The organism is Sphingomonas trueperi (genome assembly GCF_040545665.1).
Taxonomy (GTDB): Bacteria; Pseudomonadota; Alphaproteobacteria; order Sphingomonadales; family Sphingomonadaceae; genus Sphingomonas; species Sphingomonas trueperi_B.
Genome location: NZ_JBEPMH010000002.1, coordinates 230,746 through 247,040, shown reverse-complemented (window position 1 = coordinate 247,040; position 16,295 = coordinate 230,746). Strand labels below are relative to the sequence as shown.

At 67.2% G+C, this 16,295-nt stretch carries 18 protein-coding genes; 15 read left to right on the top strand and 3 right to left on the bottom strand.

Features of this window, described 5'->3' with window-relative positions; all coding sequences use genetic code 11:
- The 4 genes from ABIC65_RS08395 (at position 1) to ABIC65_RS08380 (ending at position 6,159) form a co-directional block, all read left to right on the top strand.
- Complete coding sequence (locus ABIC65_RS08395) at positions 1 to 963, top strand: bile acid:sodium symporter family protein (protein ID WP_354308054.1); 963 nt, start codon at positions 1 to 3, stop codon at positions 961 to 963.
- Entirely contained in the window at positions 963 to 1,919 is a 957-nt protein-coding gene (locus ABIC65_RS08390; RefSeq protein ID WP_354308053.1) for an NAD-dependent epimerase/dehydratase family protein, read from the top strand. Before ABIC65_RS08395 ends, ABIC65_RS08390 begins: the two co-directional genes overlap by 1 nt.
- A gap of 366 nt (positions 1,920 to 2,285) precedes the next feature.
- Positions 2,286 to 5,246, top strand: coding sequence for a TonB-dependent receptor plug domain-containing protein (locus tag ABIC65_RS08385; protein ID WP_354308052.1), 2,961 nt, complete (start codon positions 2,286 to 2,288; stop codon positions 5,244 to 5,246).
- A gap of 118 nt (positions 5,247 to 5,364) precedes the next feature.
- Positions 5,365 to 6,159: a c-type cytochrome gene (locus tag ABIC65_RS08380; protein WP_354308051.1), complete on the top strand. Its 795-nt coding sequence runs from the start codon at positions 5,365 to 5,367 to the stop codon at positions 6,157 to 6,159.
- Positions 6,160 to 6,181: 22 nt separating this feature from the next.
- On the opposite strand, the gene ABIC65_RS08375 is transcribed toward ABIC65_RS08380, so the two are convergent.
- The gene (locus ABIC65_RS08375; RefSeq protein ID WP_354308050.1) at positions 6,182 to 6,520 is read right to left on the bottom strand and encodes a hypothetical protein; all 339 of its coding nucleotides are present in this window, start codon (positions 6,518 to 6,520) and stop codon (positions 6,182 to 6,184) included.
- A 206-nt stretch (positions 6,521 to 6,726) separates the two neighbouring features.
- On the opposite strand from ABIC65_RS08375, the gene leuC reads away from it, so the two are divergent.
- From leuC to ABIC65_RS08355, 4 genes are all read left to right on the top strand, one after another.
- Positions 6,727 to 8,169 (top strand): 3-isopropylmalate dehydratase large subunit, encoded by a 1,443-nt coding sequence (leuC, locus tag ABIC65_RS08370; protein WP_354308048.1) that lies wholly within the window; start codon positions 6,727 to 6,729, stop codon positions 8,167 to 8,169.
- A gap of 18 nt (positions 8,170 to 8,187) precedes the next feature.
- Complete coding sequence (locus tag ABIC65_RS08365) at positions 8,188 to 8,328, top strand: hypothetical protein (protein WP_354308047.1); 141 nt, start codon at positions 8,188 to 8,190, stop codon at positions 8,326 to 8,328.
- Between the two features lie 98 nt (positions 8,329 to 8,426).
- Positions 8,427 to 9,056: a 3-isopropylmalate dehydratase small subunit gene (gene leuD, locus ABIC65_RS08360; RefSeq protein ID WP_354308046.1), complete on the top strand. Its 630-nt coding sequence runs from the start codon at positions 8,427 to 8,429 to the stop codon at positions 9,054 to 9,056.
- Positions 9,019 to 10,020 carry an NADPH:quinone oxidoreductase family protein gene (locus ABIC65_RS08355; RefSeq protein WP_354308045.1) on the top strand — a complete coding sequence of 334 codons (1,002 nt, stop codon included), beginning with the start codon at positions 9,019 to 9,021 and terminating at the stop codon, positions 10,018 to 10,020. Before leuD ends, ABIC65_RS08355 begins: the two co-directional genes overlap by 38 nt.
- Positions 10,021 to 10,024: 4 nt before the next feature.
- Here the strand turns inward: ABIC65_RS08355 and ABIC65_RS08350 are convergent, their stop codons facing one another.
- Entirely contained in the window at positions 10,025 to 11,191 is a 1,167-nt protein-coding gene (locus ABIC65_RS08350) for an alpha/beta fold hydrolase (RefSeq protein WP_354308044.1), read from the bottom strand.
- A 115-nt stretch (positions 11,192 to 11,306) separates the two neighbouring features.
- Between ABIC65_RS08350 and ABIC65_RS08345 the strand changes: the two genes are divergently transcribed.
- The 4 genes from ABIC65_RS08345 (at position 11,307) to grxD (ending at position 12,464) form a co-directional block, all read left to right on the top strand.
- Positions 11,307 to 11,459, top strand: coding sequence for a hypothetical protein (locus ABIC65_RS08345; RefSeq protein ID WP_354308042.1), 153 nt, complete (start codon positions 11,307 to 11,309; stop codon positions 11,457 to 11,459).
- A gap of 104 nt (positions 11,460 to 11,563) precedes the next feature.
- The gene (locus ABIC65_RS08340) at positions 11,564 to 11,887 is read left to right on the top strand and encodes a DUF1476 domain-containing protein (RefSeq protein ID WP_125972823.1); all 324 of its coding nucleotides are present in this window, start codon (positions 11,564 to 11,566) and stop codon (positions 11,885 to 11,887) included.
- A gap of 1 nt (position 11,888) precedes the next feature.
- Positions 11,889 to 12,128, top strand: coding sequence for a BolA family protein (locus tag ABIC65_RS08335; protein ID WP_064313164.1), 240 nt, complete (start codon positions 11,889 to 11,891; stop codon positions 12,126 to 12,128).
- Positions 12,129 to 12,131: 3 nt separating this feature from the next.
- A complete protein-coding gene (gene grxD / locus ABIC65_RS08330) occupies positions 12,132 to 12,464 on the top strand; it encodes a Grx4 family monothiol glutaredoxin (protein WP_084582175.1) in 333 nt (110 codons plus the stop codon).
- Between the two features lie 184 nt (positions 12,465 to 12,648).
- On the opposite strand, the gene ABIC65_RS08325 is transcribed toward grxD, so the two are convergent.
- A complete protein-coding gene (locus ABIC65_RS08325; RefSeq protein ID WP_354308623.1) occupies positions 12,649 to 12,876 on the bottom strand; it encodes a hypothetical protein in 228 nt (75 codons plus the stop codon).
- On the opposite strand from ABIC65_RS08325, the gene ABIC65_RS08320 reads away from it, so the two are divergent.
- The 3 genes from ABIC65_RS08320 to ABIC65_RS08310 all read left to right on the top strand — a co-directional run bounded on the left by ABIC65_RS08320 (position 12,844) and on the right by ABIC65_RS08310 (position 16,161).
- Complete coding sequence (locus tag ABIC65_RS08320; RefSeq protein WP_354308041.1) at positions 12,844 to 13,794, top strand: acyltransferase family protein; 951 nt, start codon at positions 12,844 to 12,846, stop codon at positions 13,792 to 13,794. The genes ABIC65_RS08325 and ABIC65_RS08320 overlap by 33 nt on opposite strands.
- Before the next feature lie 319 nt (positions 13,795 to 14,113).
- Positions 14,114 to 14,482, top strand: a complete 369-nt coding sequence (locus tag ABIC65_RS08315) for a BlaI/MecI/CopY family transcriptional regulator (RefSeq protein ID WP_093293954.1) — start codon at positions 14,114 to 14,116, stop codon at positions 14,480 to 14,482.
- Complete coding sequence (locus tag ABIC65_RS08310; RefSeq protein ID WP_354308040.1) at positions 14,479 to 16,161, top strand: M56 family metallopeptidase; 1,683 nt, start codon at positions 14,479 to 14,481, stop codon at positions 16,159 to 16,161. The genes ABIC65_RS08315 and ABIC65_RS08310 overlap by 4 nt, the downstream gene beginning before the upstream one ends.
- Positions 16,162 to 16,295: the final 134 nt, after the last annotated feature.

Here is a 16,295-nt window from a genome sequence, read left to right as displayed (position 1 = left end):
ATGGCTGCCCTTCGTCGCTGGATCGATCCCTATCTGTTGATGCTGCTCGGCACCGTAGGCCTCGCGGCGCTGTTCCCCGCCCGCGGCATGTGGGCGAGCATCGCCGACGAGGCGGTGACGATCGCGGTGGCGCTGCTGTTCTTCCTCTACGGCGCGCGGCTGGCGCCCTCGGCGATCTGGGCTGGGCTCACCAACTGGCGGCTGCAGCTGACCGTGTTCCTCAGCACCTTCCTGTTCTTCCCCATCCTCGGGGTCGGTGCCTATGCGGTGGCCGGGCATGTGCTGCCGGGCGGGATCGCGCTGGGGCTGCTGTTCCTCTGCCTGCTCCCCTCGACCGTCCAATCCTCGATCGCCTTCACCTCGATCGCGCGCGGCAATGTGCCGGCCGCCCTGTGCAGCGCCTCGCTTTCCAACCTGATCGGCGTTCTTATCACGCCGCTGCTTGTTGCGTTGCTATTGCCTAGCAATAGCGGCGCGGGCTTCTCGCTGTCGCAGCTGGAATCGATCGCAATGCAGATCCTGCTGCCCTTTGCCGCAGGCCAAGCGGCGCGGCCGCTGATCGGCGGGTTCATTCTCAAGCACAAGCTGCTGACGATGATCGTCGACCGCGGCTCGATCCTGCTCGTCGTCTATGCGGCGTTCAGCGAAGGCATGGTGGCGGGGGTGTGGAGCCGGGTGTCGCTCGCTGACCTGGCGCTGGTGCTGGCGTTCAACGCCGTGCTGCTCGGCATCGTGATCGCGGTGACGATGTTCGGCAGCCGCAAGCTGGGATTCAGCAAGGAGGACGAGATCGCCATCGTCTTCTGCGGATCGAAGAAGAGCATGGCGAGTGGCATCCCGATGGCGACGATCCTGTTCCCCGGCGGCGCGGTGAGCCTGATCGTGCTGCCGCTGATGATCTTCCACCAGCTCCAGCTGTTCGTCTGTGCGGTGCTGGCGCGCAAATATGGCGCGCGCGACTGATGCGGGTGCTGCTCACCGGATCGTCGGGCTGGCTGGGGCGCTTCCTGGCGCCGATGCTGCGGGGGGCAGGGCACCAGGTCGTCGGGCTCGACGTCGCGCCCGGCGTGGACACCGAGGTGCTGGGCTCGGTCGCCGATCGTGCGCTGGTCGAGCAGGTGTTCGCCGAGCATGGGATCGAGGCGGTGATCCATGCCGGCGGGCTGCACAAGCCGGATATCGCGCGGTACCCGGCACAGACCTTTGTAGACGTCAACGTCACGGGCACGCTCAACCTGCTGGAGTGCGCCAGGGCGGCCGGGCATGACCGGTTCGTCTTCACCTCCACGACGTCGCTGATGATCAGCCAGGCGATCCGCGACGAGGCGGGCGACTCGGCGGTGTGGCTCGACGAGGCGAGCGGCCCGATTGCGCCGCGCAACATCTACGGCGTCACCAAGCTCGCCGCCGAGGGGCTGTGCCGGATCGCCTGGGCGGAGCAGGGGCTCGCCACGATCGTGCTGCGTACCAGCCGCTTCTTCCCCGAGGACGACGACACCCATGCCACGCCCTCGGGCGAGAATCTCAAGGCCAACGAGCTGCTGCATCGCCGCCTGACGGTGGAGGATGCGGCGCGGGCGCATCTGGTGGCGCTGGAACGCGCGCCCGCGATCGGCCACGGCGTGTTCGTGATTTCCGCACCGACGCCCTTCGCCCGCGCCGACTGTGCCGCGCTCAAGCAGGATGCCGCCGCGGTGATCGCGCGCGCCTTCCCCGACGCACCGGCGCTCTACGCGGCGCGCGGATGGGCGCTGCCCGCCAACATCGGCCGCGTCTATGATTCGAGCCTCGCCGAGCGCGTGCTCGGCTTCCGCTGCGAAACCGACTTCGCCGCGGTGTTGGCGGCGCTGCGCACGGGGGCGCCGCTGCCGTTCGCGCACGACCCCTTCTATGTCTCGCCCAAGGAAACACGCGGCTAAACGCCCGCGAAGATCGCGCGCCCCTGGTCTGAGTTTTCGATGCCTCCCAAACGGGGCAACCCCATGTACACGGACTATTGACTTCACCTGCCGTCAACAATAGCGTGGCGATGTTAACGTGAACATCGCTCGATGGGGCGAAACCGTGGCGCGCACTAGCGTGTCTCGGACAAGTCTTTCGCGCGAATTGTAAGATAACCAAGGCGTTGGACTGGAGAGGAGCCGATCGGTAGCCGTGGCACACTTGCTGTGCCGCGACAGGAATGATGCGTCTTGGCGTTGTCGGCAGGCTCGGCGCGTCCCGCCGCGCATTCGCCGCCGCCTCCCCGCCGGTCCGAACAACGGACGCCGATAAGGGAGGTGAGGATGTTCTACGACAAGAGGGATCGCCGCCGCGCGTTGCTGCGCACCACGTCGCTCGGGCTGATCGTCGCGGGGGCGTGCCTCGCGCCGCTGTCCGCGCTGGCGCAGACCGCGCCCACGCCGCCGCCACAGGCGAGCGAGGACACGGTCCCGCAGACTCGGGCCGAAGCGCAGGACAGCGAGATCATCGTCACGGGCTCGCGCATTGCGGTGAGCGGCTTCAACGCGCCGACGCCGACCACGGTGCTGGGCGAGGAGCAGATCGCCGCCAATGCGCAGCCCAACGTCTTCACCACCATCTCGCAGCTGCCCTCGCTGCAGGGTTCGTCCGGCACGCAGGTCAATACCTTCAGCACCTCGAGCGGGCAGCAGGGGCTCAGCTCCTTCTCGCTGCGTGGCTTGGGCACGATCCGCACGCTGACTCTGCTCGACGGCCAGCGCGTGGTCGGCGCCAACGTGACCGGCGTGCCCGATGTCAGCCTGTTCCCGCAGCTGCTGGTCAAGCGCGTCGACATCGTCAACGGCGGCGCCTCGGCCTCCTATGGCTCGGACGCGGTGGGCGGCGTGGTGAACTTCATCACCGACACCCGCTTCAAGGGCATTCGCGGCAACATCCAGGGCGGCATCACCACCTATGGCGACGACGCGACCGGGCTGGTCCAGCTCGCGGCGGGCACCAGCGCGCTCGGCGACCGGCTCCACCTCGTCGGCAGCGCGGAATATGACAAGGAAGAGGGCATCGGCGGCGGCGAGTTCGGCACCAGGCTCGCCAACGGGCGCGACTGGTTCACCCAGCGCTCGCTGATCGACCGCGGCGTGCTCAACGACGGCTCGCCGCAATATGTCGTGCGCGACTGGGCGCAGTCGATCACCTTCACCAAATACGGCCTGATCACCGCCGGCCCGCTGCAGGGCACCGCCTTCGACCAGAGCGGCCAGCCCTTCCAGTTCCAGTACGGCTCGAACGGCGTGCCCTCGCGCACCGCCGGCGGCGCGGTGATCGGCTGCTTCGCGGGTTTCTGCCAGGGCGGCGATCTTTCGGGCAATATCGATGCGGGCCGCTCGCTCAAATCGGCGATCGAGCGGATCAACGGCTATGGCCGCGCCGGCTTCGACATCGCGCCGGACAACGAGATCTATTTCAGCGCCAATATCGGCCAGGTGAAGACCAATAACCAGCCGGTCAACGGCCAGAACCGGCCCGGCCTGACGCTGCAATGCGCCAATCCATACGTGCCGACGCTCGTCCAGCAGGCCTGCGCCGCCGCAGGCATCACCAGCTTCCAGTACGGCACCAGCAACGCGGCGCTGGGCAACAGCCGCGTCTATACCGATCGCCGCCAATATCGCTTCGTGCTCGGCGGCAAGGGCAAGCTGGAAGTAGCCGGCACGCCTTGGACCTACGACATCTATGGCGAGCACGGCACCAACTATACCGATATCGACGTGCGCAACATCATGCTGTCGCGCCGCTTCAACCAGGCGATCGACGCGACGACCCTCAACGGCACGATCGTCTGCCGCGACGCGACCGCGCGGGCCAATGGCTGCCAGCCGCTCAACATTATCGGCGGCAACCCCTCGGCGGCGGCGCTCGCCTACATCATGCCCGAGCATGGGCCCTACCAGCGCACTCGCCAGACCCAGGATGTGGCGAGCGTCAACATCTCGGGCTCGCCGCTCGACCTGTGGGCGGGGCCGCTGTCGATCGCGTTCGGCGGCGAGTATCGCCACGAATATTACAAGGTCAGTGCCGATCCCTATGGTGCCGGCTTCGCTGCGACCGCGCCGGGCGGCGACTATCCGAACGATCCGGTGCTGCTCACCACCGGCAACAACTGGTATGCCGGCAACTACAAGAACGGCACCGGTGCCTATAGTGTGAAGGAAGCCTTTTTCGAGGCGAACCTGCCGCTGCTCAACTCGGAGAAGCTGGGCCATGCCAATCTGAACGGCGCGGCGCGGGTGACCGACTACACCACCTCGGGCACCGTCTGGGCGTGGAAGATCGGCGGCACCTGGGAGCTGCCGATCGACGGCCTCCGCATCCGCGGCGTCACCTCGCGCGACGTGCGCGCGCCCAACCTTTCGGAGCTGTTCGCGGCGCCCGTCACGACGACGCTGCCGAACTTCTTCGACCCGTTCAACAAGGTCAACGTGCTGGTCATCCAGAATTCGATCGGCAACACCGCGCTCAAGCCGGAGATCGCCCGCAACACCACCGCCGGCATCACCCTCGCCAATCCCGGCTGGGCGCGCGGGCTGAACCTTTCGTTCGACTGGTACAAGATCAAGATCGACGAGGTGATCTCCAGCCTCGCGGCGACCGACATCGTCAATCTCTGCTTCCAGAAGGTGCTGCTGGAAACGTGCAGCGCGTTCAACCTCAGCAACACCGCCGGGCCCAATTTCATCAACGTCCAGGCGTTCAACCTCGCCTCGATCCGCACCGAGGGCTTCGACATCGAGGCGAGCTATCGCTGGTCGCGGCCGCTGGGGCTGCCGGGCAACTTCACGCTCCGCGCGCTGGCGACGCATGTGATCAACAACATCACCGATACCGGGCTGCCGGGCACGATCCCGGTCGACAATGCCGGCAACAATCTCGGCGCGACGCCCAAGTGGAAGTGGCTGGCGGTGCAGACCTATGACAGCGGCCGCTTCTCGCTGCTGGTGCAGGAGCGCTGGTTCACCTCGGGCACGATCGGCAACCAATATGTCGTCTGCCAGACGGGCTGCCCGGCCTCGACCACCCAGCGGCCGACGATCGACAACAACTATATCCCGGGGTCCTTCTACCTCGACGTCGGCGCGACCTTCGACGTGGTCAAGGACGTGACGCTCTACGGGAAGATCGACAATCTGTTCGACCGCGATCCGGCGCGCTCGACGATCTTCAACAATCCGGCGCTCTACGACCAGATCGGCCGGGTCTACCGCGCCGGCGTGCGGTTCAAGTTCTGAGCGACGCTGGCGATCCCCGCGCCGCTTTGGCATAGCCCCTGCAATCCGCTCTCGCTTGCGGGCGGACTGTAGGGGCAAGGGGGCGGCGATGCGGATCTGGGCGCGAGTTGGACTGGGCGTGGCTGTGCTTGCGGTGCTGGCCGCGGGTGGGCTCTACGGCGCGTCCGAATGGGTGATCCGCCGCAGCCATGCCGTCCCGCTGATACCCGTCGCGGTGCCACACGACGCGACGTCGCTGGCGGAAGGATCGCGGCTGGCGACGCTCACCGGCTGCAAGAGCTGCCATGGCGACGGCAAGGGCGCGATATGGACCCCGGTCGACTGGCGCGAGGGGCAGGTCGCGCCGCCGCCAATCGCCCGCAGCGCCGCGCGCTATTCCGATGCTGAACTTGCCCGGCTGATCCGCCAGGGGGTCACCAAGGAGAGGCGCACGGTCTTCATCATGCCGGCCTGGTCGATGACGTACCTTGCGGATGATGATGTCGGCCGGATCGTCGCCTGGGCCCGCAGCCTCAAGCCCGCGCCCGACGATGTGCAGGCGACGACCTGGTTCGGGCCGGTGGGCCGCTGGAAGATCCTGACCGGCGCGACCCAGCCGAGCGTGGTGGCGGACCCACACGGGGTGGCGAAGCGGCCCGCCGATCCGGGGCGGTACCTGACGCAGGTGCTCTGCTCGGAATGCCACGCGCTAACCGAGCCGCGTGCCCATGACGGCAATGTGGTGCCGCCGTTGGCGCCGATGGCCGCTTCCTATACGCCGGCGGACTTCCAGCGGCTGCTGCACGAGGGCTTAGGGGCAGGGGGGCGCGATGTCGGCTTCATGGGAACGATCGTGAAGGAAAACCTTCACGCACTGCGGCCGGATGAGGTGGCAGCGGTGCAGCGCTATTTGCGTGAAATTGCGGCGAAGTAACCGAGCCCAATGGGTCCGCAGGTCAGTGGCCGCGCGCGGTGACGAATAGATAGAGGAACATGCCGAGGCCGACCGAGAGCATCAGCGGTGCCGCATGGCGACAGTAGGTTATGTCGCGCCGGATCGGCTTCCCCTTGGAGCGCGAGTCCACGATGCTCCCGGTCGCCGTGAAGGAAATGAGGCCCGCCAGACCGATCACGAGGAAGGTGATGACCAGCAGCACCAGCGATCGTCCCGCCACCTTGTCGGTCAGCGCGGCTACACCACCCAGCGAAAACAGGCATAGTCCGGTGAGATGCTTGAAGTAATCGTAGAGCAGCGTGGCGCCGTCGTGATCCGCCGGCATTTCTTCGTCTTCCACTGGCCCGCCCCGTTCCGATTGCGCGACACGCTATGCAGCCGGGCCAACGGTTGCAAGGGGCGTGCCGGGGCGCTGCCGCCGCGCCTGGTCCGCACAACCTTCCCATAGAGCTCACACAGTGGCAGCCCCGCTACAGGTGAGCTGTGGTGGCAGCAGAAAATGTCCCCAAAGCTTGCATCTGCGCACGATTCGATTAAAGCGCGCGCATGTCGAGTGAACCGCGCACCCTGTACGAGAAGATCTGGGCCGACCATGTGGTCGAGCGCCGGGACGATGGCACCTGCCTGATCTATATCGATCGGCACCTCGTCCACGAAGTCACCAGCCCGCAGGCCTTTGCCGGCCTCCGCGCGGCCGATCGCAAGGTGCGCCGCCCCGACCTTACCCTCGCGGTGCCCGATCACAACCTGCCGACCACCCCGCGCGTCGACGCCGCCGGCAACCCGCTGCCGATCGCCGACCCGGCCAGCGCCGGCCAGCTTTCGGCGCTGCGCGGCAACGTCGCCGAGTTCGGCGTGCCCTATATCGATGCGCTCGATGCGCGGCAGGGGATCGTCCATGTCGTCGGGCCCGAACAGGGCTTCACGCTGCCCGGCACCACCCTGGTCTGCGGCGACAGCCACACCTCGGCGCATGGCGCGCTGGGGGCGCTGGCCTTCGGCATCGGCACCAGCGAGGTCGAGCATGTGCTCGCCACGCAGACGCTGCTGCTCAAGCAATCGAAGACGATGGAAGTCCGCGTCGACGGCACGCTCGGCCACGGCGTCAGTGCCAAGGACGTGGTGCTGGCGATCATCGGCAAGATCGGCGCGGCCGGCGGCACCGGCTATGTCATCGAATTCACCGGCGAGGTGATCCGCAACCTCTCGATCGAGGGGCGGCTGACCATCTCCAACATGTCGATCGAGGGCGGCGCACGCTCGGGCCTGATCGCGCCGGACGAGAAGACCTTCGCGTACCTCAAGGGCCGCCCGCTCGCCCCCACCGGCGAGGCCTGGGACCGCGCCGTCGCCTATTGGAAGACGCTGCCGACCGACAAGGGCGCGGTGTACGACAAGGTCGTGACCCTGGACGCGGCGGACATCGTACCGTCGCTCACCTGGGGCACCAGCCCCGAGGACGTGGTGCCGATCACCGGCGTCGTGCCCGATCCGGAGAGCTTCGCCGATCCCTCGAAGCGCGCCGCCGCGCAGCGCTCGCTCGACTATATGGGCCTCACCCCCGGCACCGCGATGCAGGACATTCCGGTGGAGCACATCTTCATCGGCTCGTGCACCAACAGCCGGATCGAGGATCTGCGCGCCGCCGCCGCGGTGGTGCAGGGCCGCAAGGTCGCCGACCGCATCCGCCAGGCGCTGATCGTGCCCGGCTCCGGGCTGGTCAAGCGCCAGGCCGAGGAAGAGGGGCTCGACCGGATCTTCCTGGAGGCGGGGTTCCAGTGGCGCGAGCCGGGCTGCTCGATGTGCCTGGCGATGAATCCAGACAAGGTTCCCGCCGGAGAACGTTGTGCTTCCACTTCGAATCGCAATTTCGTAGGACGCCAGGGTCCGGGTTCGCGCACGCACCTCGTCTCGCCCGCAATGGCGGCGGCGGCGGCGGTGACCGGGCACCTGACGGACGTTCGCGAGTTGATGGCGAACAACGCGTAGAAGAAGGGGAGAGACGCCGTGAAAAAGGCGCTCGTCGCATTGATTGCCGGAACCGTGCTGAGCGGTGTTGCTGCTGCCTATGCGGGTGCCTACCCGCGGCCGGAGACGCCGATCAAGACCATACCGGCGCTCGAACGGGTCGTCGCTGCACCGCGCTGAGCGGGCGGCCGATTGCCGGAAATTCGGGGCGGCCGCCGGCCGCTCGTTAGGAAAGCTGTGTCCATGCATCTGAACACCGTGTCGGCGGAGCGCCGCTGATGGAGCCGATCCAGCAGGTTTCGGGGCGCGCCTATCCCTGGGGCGCCAAGAACATCGATACGGACATCATCATCCCCGCGCACTGGCTGAAGACCACGACGCGCGAGGGGCTGGGCAAGGGCGCCTTCGAAAGCGTGCGCGCGGAGCCGGGCAATCTGTTCGACGATCCCCGCTATGCAGGCGCGCCGATCCTGGTGGCGGGTGAGAATTTCGGCTGCGGCTCCAGCCGCGAGCATGCCGCCTGGGCGCTGGCCGATCTGGGCATCAAGGCGGTGATCGCGCCGAGCTTCTCGGACATCTTCTCGGGCAACGCCTTCAAGAACGGCATCGTTACCGTGGTGCTGCCACAGGAGGCGATCGACCGGCTGGTGCAGGTGGCGACCGCCAACAACATCACCGTCGACCTGGAGACGATGACCGTCACGACGGACTTCCAGGACCGCTTCGCCTTCGAGCTCGACCCGTTCCGCCGCGACTGCCTGATGCAGGGGCTGGACGAGATCGGCATGACGCTGGCACAAGATACCGCGATTTCGAAATTCGAATCCGCGGTTGCGCACGAACGCCCGTGGATCGCTGGTGGAGGCGGGCATGAAGGCGTTGCTGTCGAAGGCGTCGGGCGGACCTGATACTCTAAGCCTGGAAGAGGTAGCCGATCCCGTCGTTGGGAAAGGCCAGGTGCTGGTCGCGGTGCAGGCCTGCGCGATCAACTATCCCGACGTGCTGATCATCGAGGATCGCTACCAGTTCAAGCCGCCCCGGCCCTTCGCGCCGGGCGGCGAGATCGCCGGCGTGGTGGAAGCGGTGGGCGAGGGCGTTACCGACTGGGCGCCGGGCGACCGGGTGATCGCGGTGCCGGGCCATGGCGGGCTTGTGGAGAAGCTGCTGCTGAGCCCGGCGCAGCTCTATCGCCTGCCCGAAGGCCGCAGCTTCGAGGAAGGTGCGGCGCTACTGCTCACCTATGCGACGACGATCCATGCGCTGCTCGATCGCGGCAAGCTGAAGGCCGGGCAGACGCTGCTGGTGCTGGGTGCTGCCGGCGGCGTCGGGCTCGCGGCGATCGAACTGGGCAAGGCGTACGGCGCGACGGTGGTGGCGGCGGTTTCCTCCGAGGAGAAGGCCGAGGCCGCGCGCGCGGCGGGGGCGGATGCGACTTTGGTCTATCCGCGTGGGGCCCTCGACAAGGAAGCCTCGAAGGCGCTGGCCGAGGCGTTCAAGGCGGCGGTCGGCCCCAAGGGCGCGGACGTGATCTACGATCCGGTTGGCGGCGACTATGCCGAGCCGGCGCTCCGCGCGATCGGCTGGGAGGGGCGCTATCTGGTGGCCGGCTTCCCGGCGGGCATCCCCAAGCTGCCGCTCAACCTCACCCTGCTCAAAAGCTGCGACGTGTGTGGCGTGTTCTGGGGCGCCTTCGCCGCGCGCGATCCCCAGGCCAACCGCGCGCATGTCGACACGCTGTTCCGGCTGTGGAGCGACGGCAAGATCGCGCCGCGGGTGACCGAGGTGTTTCCCTTCGCCGAGGGCGGCGCGGCGATCGCCAAGATGGCGGCGCGCGCGGTGATCGGGAAGGTGGTGGTGCGGGTGGCGGCGTAGCGGATCAGGGCGTCCGGCAATAGGGCGCGGTCGCGAGGCCCGGCTTGCGCCCCGCTGCGATCGGTCGCACCGCCAGCAACGCTGCCAGCGCACGCCCCTGCTCCTCGATCATCGGTAGGTGGCCCGAATTCTCGAACCAGCAGAGCAGCCTTGCCGGCGCCCGTAGGCGCTGGAGCCAAGCCGCCGCGAGCGAGGAGGGCGTGGTGCTGTCGTACCGCCCGAGGAACAGCACCGTCGGTACCTCCAGCGTGGTCAGCGCGGTGAACGACACGTCGGCAAGGCGCGGCCACATCGTCGTCGCAGTCAGCGCGCTGCCCTTGCCCCAGTCGGCGCGGTCCTGCGGCGTGTAGAGCGGGGAAAGCTTGGTCGAGGCGAAATAGAAGTCGGCATCCGGCCGCTGCCCGGCCAGGGAGCCGTACTTGTTCGCCCATTTGCGCCAGCCATCGGCCTGCTCGATCGTGAACGGCCGGCTGTCCGGATAGGGGCGCAGCGCGGTGATGGCGCGCACGGCCTCGTCATCGCCGCGGGCGCGGGCAAGCTGGAGCGTGTGCGCGATGCCGACCCGCTCATTCTCGCGAAAGTCGATCAACTGGCCCATGCCGATATAGGCATGGAGCAGATCGGGCCGCTTCTGCGCCACCGCCAGCCCGACCGCCGAGCCGAAGCTGTGGCCGAGCACGAACACTTTCCGCTTCCCCAGCCGGGCGCGGAGCTGCGCGATCAGTTCGATCGCATCGTCGCGATAGCGCGCGAAGGTCATCGAGGCCGCGATCCGGGCGGGGTCGTTCAGGGCATAGGATCGCCCGGCGCCGCGCTGGTCCCATTGGACGACGGTGAAGAAGTCCTCCCAGGGCCGCTGGAAGCTCCATGCCATCGGCATCTCGACCGAGCCGGGGCCACCATGGATGTACAGAAGCACCGGGTTCGCCTTGTCGGCACCGCGGATGTTCACGACCTGCCGCGCACCGCCGATGTTGAGGACCAGCGTTTCGTCGATGCCGTTCGGCGTCACGATCTTCTGCACGTCGGCGATGATGGCGCGGGCCGGTTCGAACCCGTCGGCAGATGCGGCTGCGGGGCGTGCCGGCGCGGTCGCCTGCGACTGCGCGACCGTCGGACTGCACGCGACGACCGCGGCGAATAGCGTGATCTTGCCGGCGATACCCTTCATTGCACCTCTCGGTCGGACGCGCGAAGCCAGTGGCGCAGGCACAGTGGCGAACGTCCGTTGCTGTTCGGATCCCGGAGAGATTGCATTTCCGGGGCCGTACTTGCAACGTGCCGCCATGGCGGACGTCATCGAACTCGTGTTCCAGTGCTTTTGGGAAGGCGGCGTCGAGTTCTTCTACTGCCGATGGGGGTGGCCCGGCGCCATCGCTGCGATACTCGCGCCTTTCGTCATCGTTGGCGCCATGATCGCGGTTTTTCGATACCCCTGATCCAGGCAGCGGGGCGGCGACGGTCTTGCCATCCGGAACCTCCCCCGTTGCCAGCGCCGTCCCGCCCTCCTATCTCGGGCCCGAGTTTTGCTAAGGGGCATGTAATGAGCACATTCGACGATCGCGAACGGGCGTTCGAGGCGAAGTTCGCGCGCGACGAGGATATGGCGTTCCGCATCACCGCGCGCCGCAACAAGCTGCTCGGCCAGTGGGCCGCCGCCAAGATGGGCCTCACGCCCGAAGAGACCGACGCCTATGCCAAGGCGGTCGTCCAGGCCGATTTCGAGGAAGCCGGCGACGAGGACGTGATCCGCAAGCTGCTCGGCGACATGCTCGCCGCGAATGTCGAGATCGACGACGCCACCGTGCGCCGCGCGATCGAGGAGCAGACCGTCGAGGCGCGCCGCCAGCTGATGGAATCCAAGTAACATGCCGATGCCCGCTGCCGAGATCGAGGCGCTGATCCGCGCCGGCATCCCCGACGCCCAGATCGAGATCACCGATCTGGCAGGCGATGGCGACCACTATGCAGCGCGGGTTGTCGCCCCCATGTTCCGGGGCATGCCGCGCGTGCGGCAACACCAGGCCGTCTATGCGGCGCTCGGTGGACGGATGGGCGGCGTGCTCCACGCGCTCCAGCTGACCACCGAAGCGACGCCCGAGGAGTAAGCAATGACCGACGATACCCAGGCCCGCATCCAGCAGCTGGTCGATGGCAGCGACGTGCTGCTGTTCATGAAGGGCAGCCCCCTGTTCCCCCAGTGCGGCTTTTCCAGCCGCGCGGTGGCGATCCTCAACCATCTCGGCGTCGAGTTCGACAGCGTCGACGTGCTGCAGGACCAGGGCGTCCGCCAGGGCATCAAGGCATTTTCGGACTGGCCGACCATCCCCCAGCTCTATGTGAAGGGCGAGTTCGTCGGTGGTTCGGACATCATGATGGAAATGTACGAGAGCGGCGAGCTGACCCAGCTGATGGCCGACAAGGGCGTCGCGGCTTCGGCCTGACGCGAGGTTCCGTCCGGATCCGATGAGGGGCTCCCGCCGGTGGCGGGGGCCCTTTTCGTTTGCGCGTTCCGCACGTGATGCATGCGGATGGCAAGCTGTGGCGTGGCGGGCGGGTGCCGACCTCCGCGCATGCCGCCGGCGGGATGGTCGCGATGATCCATGTGGCGAGAAATATGATGGCGCGTCACATTGTTACCGTTGAAATGAAGTCGCATCCAAGATCAAATTTACTATCGCGAGTCATTGATGTACGTTGCCAAGAATCGGTTGGGGCATCGGCATGGCGGAAGCAGTTGATCGACCGGGCGCGACTCTCTGGTCCATTCAGTATCTTCGCGCGGCTGCGGCGGTGGCTGTGGTCGTCTTCCATCAGTTGCAAATGCGGCACCCGATATTCGGGCTGGGTGAGCATGGAGTCGATTTGTTCTTCGTGATCAGCGGGTTCATCATGGTCGCGCTCACCGATGCGCGACCGACCACGCCGCGGACGTTCATCCTCGATCGCATCGCCAGGATCGTGCCGCCCTACTGGATCGCGACGCTGTGCGCCTTTCTGGTCGCGGCAGTCGATCCGCACTTTTATCACGGCTCGACTGAGCCGGGGCTGCTCGCCAAATCCTTGTTTTTCGTGCCCGCGCGCAACCCCTTCGGCGAGATCGAGCCGACGCTGTTCCTCGGCTGGACGCTCAATTACGAGATGTTCTTCTATGCCGTGTTCGCGCTGACGCTGTTCCTGCCGCGCGGCCGGCTGGTGGTGCTCTGTTCGCTGTTCGCTATTTTGGTGCTGATCGGCAGCTTGATGCGTCCGACATGGGCGGCGGCGACGGTCTATACCGATCCGCTGCTCCTGGAATTCGCGGCGGGGGCGATTCTGGGACGCGTGTTCGGCGCGAGGCCTGGGGCACCGGCAAGTCTGCGCCAGGTGCTCGCCGCGATCGCGGTCGCGCTGGTGTTGATGTTGCTGGCCTTCTGGTCCGGGCGCCTCGTCTTCGGTGCCGTCGCGGTCGTGCTGGTTTCCGGCGGGCTGCTGCTGGAGCGTGGCGGGGCGATGCCCCGCCTGCCATGGCTCAAGCTGCTCGGCGACGCGTCGTTCGCCATTTATCTGTTCCAGCAATTCGCCTTCGTGCTGGTGGGCAAGAGCTTGGCCGTGACCGGGCGACTGCTCCACCATGCGGTGCCCCATCTGCTGATCGAAGTGCTGAACATCGTGGCGGCGATCGCGCTGGGTCTGCTGGTGCTGCGGGTGCTCGAACGGCCGTTGACCAAGGCGGTCAAAGAGGCGCTGCGCCGGCTGGGCGGCGGGCCGGTTGGGCTGCGCGCGGCGGCTTGAACCGTTTCGAGAGGGTGTGATCCCGGTGCGGGCAGGTCGATGGCCATGCCGGTGAACCATCGACCCGCCCTGAAGCGTCTTTGGGGGACGCTTGAGCATTTTTGGGGAATGCTCCGGGTGTCTTCCACGTTGCAGGGCACGTGCCATTTTCCAGGATGCACGGCATTTCGCGGGATGCGATGGTGAAGCGCCGTTAACCCAGCGGCACGGGTGTAAATTCTCCCGACGGTTTCGCGGGGACGCCTCCGGTTCATCCCGTATTCAGCACCTTGACTACACACGTAAACGCAGCGATTACATGCGTAGTCAGTGAGGGTGTATGACCGAGCGAATCAGCGAAGCCGAACATGCGGTGATGGAGGTGCTCTGGGAAGAGTCGCCGCTCACCGCGCAGGAGGTGGCCGAGCGCGTACCCGTGGACCGCGACTGGAGCGCCAACACGGTCAAGACCCTGCTCGGGCGGCTGCTCGCCAAGAACGTCATCGCGCATGAGGAGGAGGGGCGGCGCTACCGCTACCGTCCGCTCGTCGCGCGGGGCGATTATGTCGTGGGCGAGTCGCGCAAGCTGATCGACCGGCTGTTCGGCGGCCGGCTGACGCCGCTGGTGGCGCATCTGGCGGAACGCGACGCCATCACCGACCAGGACATCGCCGAGATCGAAGCTCTTCTGAAGGAGCTGAAGCAATGACCGGCTGGTGGATCGAAACCCTGCTCGCGAGCACGCTGCTGATGCTGCTCGCGCTTGCCCTGCGCAGCCCGGTGCGCAAGGCGTTCGGGCCGCAGCTCGCCTATGCGCTGTGGGTGCTGCCCGTCGCGCGGATGCTGCTGCCACCGCTGCCGGGACAGTGGCATCTCAGCCAGTGGCTCGCCCCGCTCACCCGCAGGGTGGCCGAGGGGCCGAGCATGGCGGTGGGCGTGTTCCAGGGCGACACGGCGCCGGTCATCGCCGACAAGGCCGGGGCGATCGAGATCGATATCGGCACGGTGGTGGATGCCGCGCCGATCGCCGCCGCCAGCCACCATGCGCCGGCGGTGCTGGCGACGCCGATGGCGGGCATCGAGGGGCTGAACGTCTCGCTGTCGCTGCTCCTCCTGCTTTGGGCCACGGGCGCGCTGCTGTTCCTCGGCTATCACCTCGTCGCGCATCGTCGCTTCTGCCGGCACCTTCTGTCGCGGGCGCGGGTAGACCGCACCGTCGCGCAAGGCCGGGTGCGGGTGATCGAGACCGATGCCGCGCACGGGCCGCTCGCCTTCGGCATCTTCCGCAAGTACGTCGCCTTCCCGCGCGACTTTTCCGAGCGCTATGACGAGGTCGAACGCGATCTCGCGCTGGCGCACGAACTCAGCCACCATCTGCGCGGCGACCTGATCGCCAACTGGGCCGCGCTGATCGTGCTGGCCGCCCATTGGTTCAATCCGGTCGCATGGCGGGCGTTCCGCGCCTTCCGCGCCGACCAGGAAATGGCCTGCGACGCCTTGGTGCTCGCCGGCCGCGCCCAGGCACTGCGCCATGCTTATGGCCGTGCGATCGTCAAGTCCGCGCATGGGGGCGCGGTCTCGGCGGCTTGTCACCTCCACACCATAAACGACGTCAAAGGGAGATTGCGCATGCTCTCGATCCACCGGAAGCTTTCCCCCATCCGCATCGGCGCGGGGCTGGCCGGGATCACCACCGTGTCGCTCGCCGCGCTGGCGCTGACCGCCTCGGGCAGCCAGGCCGCCGAGCGGATCCGCGACAAGATGAACGCGGCGATCCAGGCGCAGGACGTGCCGGTGGCGCCCGCCGCCCCCGCCGCACCTGCAGCCCCGGTCGCGCCCCGCGCTGCCGGCGCGCCCGTAGCACCTCCCGCACCGGTCGCGCCGCCGGCCCCGGCTGCACCCGCGGTACCCGAAGGCCCGGCCGGCAAGCATCATGTCGTCCGTATCGATCGCTCGGTGACCGACGGACACGCCATCAAGAAGATGGTCATCGTCCGGCAGGACGGAAAGCAGCAGGAAATCACCATGCCCGACATGGTGGCGATCCAGGCGAGCATCCCGGATATCCGCAACGGCACCTGCGGCAAGGGCAACGCGTCCACCGTCGAGCATCGCACCGAGGGCAACAAGCAGGTGATGATCATCTGCAGCGATCGCATCGCCGCGATGAGCGCCAACGCCACCCAGATGGCGATGCACAGCAGAGCCATGGCGATGAACAGCAAGCAGATGGCGATGAACAGCGCGCTGATGAGCCTGCAGCACGCCCGCCGCACGATCGAGATCCAGTCGAGCCTCAGCCCCCAGCAACGTGCCGAAGCGCTCAAGGGGATCGACGAGGCGCTCGCCGAACTGCGCAGCGACGCCAACGACGACAGCGACGATTGAGTGTAGCGCGCCGCTGCAATTGCCCCGCAGCGGCGTGCTCGGCGGGGCCGGCCTACTCCTTCGCGGCCGGTCCCGCTCCCCCGTTCCCTCCTGTCGGCGACTTGCTCTCGGGCGCCGAATGCCCAAATGCACCG

Bases quoted from the DNA above. Each gene is read 5' to 3' on its own strand.
- ABIC65_RS08355 (WP_354308045.1), top strand. From the start codon at position 9,019: ATGAAGGCGTTGCTGTCGAAGGCGTCGGGCGGACCTGATACTCTAAGC.
- ABIC65_RS08350 (WP_354308044.1), bottom strand. From the start codon at position 11,191: ATGAAGGGTATCGCCGGCAAGATCACGCTATTCGCCGCGGTCGTCGCG.
- ABIC65_RS08310 (WP_354308040.1), top strand. From the start codon at position 14,479: ATGACCGGCTGGTGGATCGAAACCCTGCTCGCGAGCACGCTGCTGATG.
- ABIC65_RS08335 (WP_064313164.1), top strand. From the start codon at position 11,889: ATGCCGATGCCCGCTGCCGAGATCGAGGCGCTGATCCGCGCCGGCATC.
- ABIC65_RS08320 (WP_354308041.1), top strand. From the start codon at position 12,844: ATGCGGCACCCGATATTCGGGCTGGGTGAGCATGGAGTCGATTTGTTC.
- ABIC65_RS08345 (WP_354308042.1), top strand. From the start codon at position 11,307: ATGGCGGACGTCATCGAACTCGTGTTCCAGTGCTTTTGGGAAGGCGGC.
- grxD (WP_084582175.1), top strand. From the start codon at position 12,132: ATGACCGACGATACCCAGGCCCGCATCCAGCAGCTGGTCGATGGCAGC.
- ABIC65_RS08315 (WP_093293954.1), top strand. From the start codon at position 14,114: ATGACCGAGCGAATCAGCGAAGCCGAACATGCGGTGATGGAGGTGCTC.
- ABIC65_RS08340 (WP_125972823.1), top strand. From the start codon at position 11,564: ATGAGCACATTCGACGATCGCGAACGGGCGTTCGAGGCGAAGTTCGCG.
- ABIC65_RS08385 (WP_354308052.1), top strand. From the start codon at position 2,286: ATGTTCTACGACAAGAGGGATCGCCGCCGCGCGTTGCTGCGCACCACG.
- ABIC65_RS08395 (WP_354308054.1), top strand. From the start codon at position 1: ATGGCTGCCCTTCGTCGCTGGATCGATCCCTATCTGTTGATGCTGCTC.
- leuC (WP_354308048.1), top strand. From the start codon at position 6,727: ATGTCGAGTGAACCGCGCACCCTGTACGAGAAGATCTGGGCCGACCAT.
- ABIC65_RS08390 (WP_354308053.1), top strand. From the start codon at position 963: ATGCGGGTGCTGCTCACCGGATCGTCGGGCTGGCTGGGGCGCTTCCTG.
- ABIC65_RS08325 (WP_354308623.1), bottom strand. From the start codon at position 12,876: ATGCTCACCCAGCCCGAATATCGGGTGCCGCATTTGCAACTGATGGAA.
- leuD (WP_354308046.1), top strand. From the start codon at position 8,427: ATGGAGCCGATCCAGCAGGTTTCGGGGCGCGCCTATCCCTGGGGCGCC.